At 69.0% G+C, this 6,285-nt stretch carries 5 protein-coding genes; 1 reads left to right on the top strand and 4 read right to left on the bottom strand.

The annotated features are described in order from the left end of the window. Positions 1-321: 321 nt before the first annotated feature. Positions 322-651, top strand: coding sequence for a YrdB family protein (locus tag Manayef4_RS17535; RefSeq protein ID WP_023842073.1), 330 nt, complete (start codon positions 322-324; stop codon positions 649-651). A gap of 3 nt (positions 652-654) precedes the next feature. On the opposite strand, the gene Manayef4_RS17530 is transcribed toward Manayef4_RS17535, so the two are convergent. The 4 genes from Manayef4_RS17530 to Manayef4_RS17515 form a co-directional block, all read right to left on the bottom strand. Then, on the bottom strand, positions 655-1,083 hold the full coding sequence (locus Manayef4_RS17530) for an SRPBCC family protein (RefSeq protein ID WP_175443414.1): 429 nt from the start codon (positions 1,081-1,083) through the stop codon (positions 655-657). A 275-nt stretch (positions 1,084-1,358) separates the two neighbouring features. Further along, positions 1,359-2,855 carry a glycosyltransferase family 39 protein gene (locus Manayef4_RS17525; RefSeq protein ID WP_070132316.1) on the bottom strand — a complete coding sequence of 499 codons (1,497 nt, stop codon included), beginning with the start codon at positions 2,853-2,855 and terminating at the stop codon, positions 1,359-1,361. An 89-nt stretch (positions 2,856-2,944) separates the two neighbouring features. Beyond that, positions 2,945-3,937, bottom strand: coding sequence for a glycosyl hydrolase (locus Manayef4_RS17520; protein WP_175443413.1), 993 nt, complete (start codon positions 3,935-3,937; stop codon positions 2,945-2,947). Positions 3,938-4,082: 145 nt separating this feature from the next. Then, positions 4,083-6,260 (bottom strand): acyltransferase family protein, encoded by a 2,178-nt coding sequence (locus tag Manayef4_RS17515; protein ID WP_070132312.1) that lies wholly within the window; start codon positions 6,258-6,260, stop codon positions 4,083-4,085. Positions 6,261-6,285: the final 25 nt, after the last annotated feature.

Here is a 6,285-nt window from a genome sequence, read left to right as displayed (position 1 = left end):
ACACGACAACGCCCTGCTCCTGGCCATCCTCACTCTCGACAACCCCGCTGACCTGCATCAATGACTTTGCGGGTCACCCTGGGCAGACGCTTGGCTGGTTGAAGCCGATAGAAGTTTTCAACGAGCTGCTAGAAAGTCACGCGTCGCTTTGACCATTTGATTCCACTCGTCAGGTTGTCAGGCAGGCGAACGGTGCCTGATGCGGCAGTAGTTCCCAGAATCACAATTCACTCCCCGGGAAGTTCCACTATGTTCCCTCTCATGGGTTCGTCTGGCGCAGATGGCGGTACCCCGCGCAGCGGCGTGGTGGGCGGGTCGATCATGTTTCTCGCTTTCTTGTCCGAACTCGCGATGCTGGGCACTTTGGCGGGTGCCGGACTCGATCTCGCCTCGTCAGCCGTCGCCGGTGTTGCCTTGGCGGTCCTGCTGCCGCTGATGGCGGCCGTCGTCTGGGGAGTGTGGCTCGCCCCCGCGTCACGACGTCGGCTTCGCGGGCCGGCGCTGCTGATGGTGAAGATCCTCCTGTTCTGTCTGACCGCGATCGCCACGGCGCTGGCTGGGCATCGCGTCTGGGCAGTGGTGTTCGCGGTCACAGCGATCGCCGCGACGGCCGGTGGTCACCGCATCGACAGCCGAACCCAGGCGCGGTGAAGGTCACGCCTTTTCGGCGGCCTRCCTAAGCGCCGTGAGCCAGTCATTCAGCCCGCTGCGGAGTTTCGTGYTGCTGAAGATGAGGCCGAGGAAGGGCATAGACATCGATTCCATGCTCGTGACTCGCACCGTACCGTCCGGTGTCCGTTCGAGAACGTTGCGGTGAACGGCCTTGATGCCGGCGGAGACCCCACTCCAGGTGATCTCGTGGAGTGGATCGACGACCGCCAGGGTCGAGCGGACCCGTGACTTCCCGTTGACCCAGATGAAGGATGTGTCGACGGCCACCCCGCCGTGAACCTGCACGTCCCGGACGGCGGGGTTCCACGCCGGCCACCGGTCTATCTCGCTGATCAGCCGCCATACCTTCTCGGTCGGCGCGGCCACGGAGATCTCCGCCGCGGCCTTTACCGGCGCCTTTTCGTCGAGCACGCGCTTCTTGGCATATTCTTCGTGAAGCTCGGCGATGCCGGGCCCGCGGTAGAGCAGATTCGATGTCATACCCGCTCCCTCGGTCGTTCGACCTGGTTGTCGTCGGTGGTTGCTAACGCCGTTAGCCGACGCTAGCCAACAACGTTGGTGACGGTCAAGGGGCGTGCGGAAGGTCACCGGTCCGGGGCGTCGCGGAGCAACAGCAGGTAGGGGCTACCGAGGGGGATGGCTCCGTGACCTCAGTGTTCGTCCCAGTGACCTCAACTCCAGGCCTGTCAGTGGCGCATCCCCACTCGGCCCGCACGCGCCGCGCCACCCGGCGCCTCGACGACCCGGTCGACCCGGTAGATCGTCACCTTGGTCGGACCGGCGCCGAACGAAGCCACCTTGACGCCATGGGCCAGCGCGTCGGCCAGCAACGGGAGCCGGTGCAACGTCGCCGGTTCGGCCATCCAGGCGTCGAGGATGACGTAGTCGACGTCGCGMCAGCCGTTCGGGAGGCTCGCCCGTACGGCCTGGTCGTTGATCTTCCAGTGCCAGATCGGCCTGGTACCTCCGCGTAGCAGGTCGAGCCACGCGTAATCGTTCGTGATCGTCACTCGGCCAGGGGGGACGTGGCCGAGGTACCAGGCGGACGCCTCCCGGCTCGGGAGACTGTCGTCCCGGGAGGTCGCGTCGACCAGGACCGGTCCCCACTGCCACGACAGCACCGCCAGCCCGGCCACGACCACCGAGGCCACCGCCGCGAGGCGAAGACGGGCGGTTGTGGTGGCAGGCCCGGGCCGGGGATGAAGGTGGTCGGCCAACCCCGCTACGCAGAGTGCGGCGAACGGCAGCATCCCGACGACGTACGGGTACGGCAGGTACCCCTCCCGGAGCAGGAGCAGTGCCTGGCTCACCAGCAGCACGCTCGGCACCCGAAGCCGAGGCACCAGCAGCCCGGCGATCGCCGCCACGAGGCCGGCGGCGAGCAGGATCGCATCGAGCCCGAGCCAGAAGCCGACCAGGTTCCACGCCGAACTGCCGCGGTCGAGCACACTGCCGCTGGACTGCCGGGTGAACAGCTGGAACTCGACCGCCCGGCGCAGCTGGTGCAGCTCGCCACGAGCGGCTGCGAACACCACGAACGCCCCGGGGCCCGCCACGGCCGCGGCGGCGAATCCGAGGCTCGCGGCGCGTAGGTTGCGCCGCCGGTGATTGATCCACACCATCAGGTAGACACCGGGCAGGAACACCAGAGCGGATTCCTTGGACCAGAACGCGACGCTTACCGCGAGTCCCGCCAGTACGGCAGTCCGCACTCGCCGTCTGGGCGCCGCAGCCATGACCAACGCCGCTAACAGCCACATCACCATGATGTTGTCGAGGAACACCATCCGCTGGAACCAGAGCGCCAGCGGTGACAGCGAGAACAGCGCGACGGCCGTCACCGCGTACGGTCGGCGCACGTCCAGCCGGCGGGCGAACAAGTAGACCAGGACACAGCTCGCGACGTGCACCCAGAGCATGAACTCGCGCGCGGCGCTCACGCCGGTAGCGCCGCGGCCGAAGGMGTCGGTCACCCAGGCGTACGCCGCGATCTGGGCCCAGCCGCCGAAAGGATGATCATACCAGTAGGTGTAGTGCGCCAGTCGGCCCCAGTACCGCAGGGCGTAGGCCTGCGCGGCATAGGTGCCCTCGTCCTCGTTGAACCGGCCGGGCCAGCCGTCGAGGTTCACCGCGTGGACCAGGGCACAGGCGACGACGGCTGCGCCCACGGCGAGAACGACCATGGTGCGACGGCTGCCGCGACGGCTGCCGCGACGGTGACGGGCCGCCGGACCCGGCTGGCCGGCCGACTCCGGAACGCTCCTCGCGGCGGTCAGCAGGCGACCCTCCCGGCGAGCAGGCTCGCCCGGAAGGCGGCGAGGTCGGCCTCCGAGTCGTCGTACCGCCAGTCACCCTTCACGCCGTCCTTGATGTTCATCGCCGTCCAGACGAACCCCACCACCTGGGGGTGGCTCTGCAGCCAACTGCCGAACGAGGCGATCCAGCTGGTCTTGTACTGGTCCCGCTGGGCGCCCACCTCGGTCAGCAGGACCGGCTTGGTCRACAGCGCGGCCAGTTGGGCCATGGACGGGTCGTACGTCTGCGCGGCGGAGCTCTCCTGCACGCCRTACCCTGTCAGACCCATCAGGTCGACCCACTTGTCGCCGGGGTAGTACTCGGCCAGCGGCGTTCCCGACGTCCCGCGGAGCACGTTCGGCGACCACACCCACAGCGCGTTCGTGACGCCGGCGTCTCGGAAGATGCCGACCACGTGCTGCCACGCCGCCACGAACAGCGCCGGGGTGTTCGAGCCGACCGACGCCCACGGGTACCAGTAGCCGTTCATCTCGTGGGCGAACCGGATCAGGACGGGGCGTCCGTACTTCTTCACTACCATCGCGATGGCCCGGTAGTGGTCATCCCACCGGCCCTCGATGGTCTTGTCGAGCGTGAAGTCGCTCTGGTTGACCCCCTTGTCCGGGTTCCACGGCTCGACCGTCACGATCGGTGTCACCGGCACCGCGCCGAGTACCGTCGGGTCCAGGCCGTGGGTCACGGAGACGAAGAACTGGGCCATCGCCGGCGGGCAGGCCGTCGTGCGTGCAACCTCGCCCAGCGACGCCTGGCTGATGCCGGGCACCGTGACGCCGAACTGCGGACGGGTCCTGAACACGGTTTCGACGGCCGCCCGCGGCGGAGCCGAGCCGCCGCGGGCGGCGCCGCTCGGGGATGCGGGTTTCAGCGACGGGCCGTCGCCGGGGGAGCTGCAGGCGAAAACCAGTACGCTCGCCGCCATCATCAGGCAGACGGCAGACCGCCGTCGCATCAGCGCCTCCCCACCAGGTACCTCGGCCGTCTGGCTGGTACGTCCGCCAAACAATGACTGAAAAGTGTACAGAAGTCCTGAAATACGGCCATGGCGCATCTCGTTCGCGAGGCTACCCGGTGCCCGGATTCCACCGGGACCGAAGTCAGGAACGCGGTGTGCCCGCGGTCTGGCTTGACTGGAGCCGCGGTCCCCGCAACGGCAGCTGTACCTTGGTGACCAGCGCGTGTTCGAGCGCCGGCCCGAGCATGACCGCTGCCGTGTTCGTGATGTGGGAGTCGTCGCGGTACAGCAGCACGCTGCCCCGTACGGCCGGGCAGGGCCCGGTCCCCGGGCACAGGATGACGTTCAGGTCGACCGCGCTGACCGCTGGTTCGCGGCCCTCGACGACCGCCTGCAGCAGCGGGTCGCGGGGCAGTCCGGAATCCCGCGGGAACGAGCACGACCGCCAGTTGTCGATTGCGCCGGAAATACACGCCGGAATGTCTCCCGGTGGATTCGGGGTGTCGACGATGTAGACCAGCGGAGCACCCAGGGACGCGAGCCGTGCGATCGTGTTCCGCCATCCCGCCACAACCTTTTCTTCGTCGCCGGTGTACCGGTTGTACGTACTCAGGAAGATCGCGYCTGGCTTTGGTTCCGCGGCGAGCCGGCGAAACGTGTTCTCCCGCCAGGTGTCGCACTCGGTGAACTCCCGGCCGAGCTGCTCGCTGCGGACCGAGATGGCGGGTAACGGACAGCCGACCTTGGTCAGCACCTCCACCGACCAGTCGCTGCCGCGGGCCACGTGGTAGACCGCCCCGAACCACTGGGCGGCGTGCGAGTCCCCCAACAGGACCACCCGGCCGGTGGCGCCGTCGGTGTTCAGCTGGCAGGGCGGGCTCGTGGTCTGGCGGGGACTTGCCATGCAGCCCTCCGGAAGCCGCGGCAGGTCGTCGTACGCGGACCAGGGGGCGGGCGTCACCGGGCCGCTCAACAGGCCGCCGGGTTGGTCGAACGGGTCACGCACCACCGTGGCCGCGGGCAGGTGTGGCAGCACCGCCACCGCGTCCCGGTCACCGCCCCGCATCCGCTGCAACGCATCGGTRCCGACCAGCATGCCGGTGGCGGCCGGCAGCAACGTCGCGGTGACGGCGATCGCGAGGCCACGACGCCAGCCCGACGCCGCGACCGCCGAGAGCCGCACCGGACGCTCGACCAGCCGCGCCGACAGCTCGGCCGGCACTGCACAGGCCGCGACCACTGCCGTGCGCGTCTGCCAGCTCAGGTCTCCCACCCGCGCCTCGACCAGGACGAGCACGGCCCAGTGCCACAGGTACAGGCTGTACGACCGGCTTCCGATGACGGTCAGCACCCTGGTCCCCAACAACCGGCCCGCACCCGCCCGGAGGCTGCGGTGTCCCGGGCGGACGCCGGTACCCGCCGCGATGACCGCTGCCGCGCCGAAGGTGGGCAACAAGGCCGCCGTGYCCGGGTAGACCGTCACGCTGTCGTAGCTGACGACGGCGGTCACCACCGCCACGCACCCCGCCCAGCCGAGCACGATCCTTAACCCGGTGACGGTGCGGCCGCGGTCGAGTCTGGCGAGCGCCGGCGTGGCGAAGGCGACCAGCGCACCGACGCCGAACTGCCACGCCCGGGTCGGCGAGCTCAGGTAGGCGACCGGCGTCTCCACCAGGGTCCAGTGCAGCGACAGCGTCAWCGACAGGGCGACGAGCCCGAGCGTGACCGGGACCGCGACGGCGGCCAGCGACATCGTGACGCGCCGGGCGAACAGCACGACGAGCAGCAGGAGCAGCGGCCAGACGAGGTAGAACTGCTCCTCCACGCTGAGCGACCAGAAGTGCAGCACCGGACTGGGATCCCGACCGCTGGCGAGGTAGTCGGTCTGGTTCGAGATGAACCGCCAGTTGACCAGGTAGACCGAGGCCGCCGCGACGTCGTGCACCGTCTCCGCCTGGCGCAGCGGCGGCATCGTCAGCCAGCTCGCCACGGTGACGAACACCAGGACGACGCAGGCCGCCGGCAGGATGCGCCTGGCCCGGCGCGCGTAGAATCCCGCCAGGCTTATCCGACCGGTGACCTCGGCCTCCCGCACGAGCAGGCTGGTGATGAGGAACCCCGAGACGACGAAGAACACGTCGACCCCGACGAACCCGCCAGCGGCGTGGGGGACCTGACCGTGGTAACACAGCACGGGCAGCACAGCCAGGGCGCGTAGCCCTTCGATGTCGGGGCGGAAGCCGAGCCGTTCCTCGATCCGCACCAGACCCGGGTGGGGTCGCCGCAGCGGCACGGTGACCGCGCCGTCCGTCGTCCTCATGGTCCTCATGCTCCTCAGGCCGACC

It is taken from the genome of Frankia sp. CgMI4, assembly GCF_001756285.1.
In the GTDB taxonomy this organism is placed as follows: Bacteria; Actinomycetota; Actinomycetes; order Frankiales; family Frankiaceae; genus Frankia; species Frankia casuarinae.
The sequence above is the reverse complement of the archived record's forward strand: the minus strand, read 5'-3'. Positions and strand labels throughout refer to the sequence as shown.

Coding starts and splice junctions, on each gene's coding strand:
- Manayef4_RS17535 (WP_023842073.1), top strand. CDS start 322: ATGTTTCTCGCTTTCTTGTCCGAACTCGCGATGCTGGGCACTTTGGCG.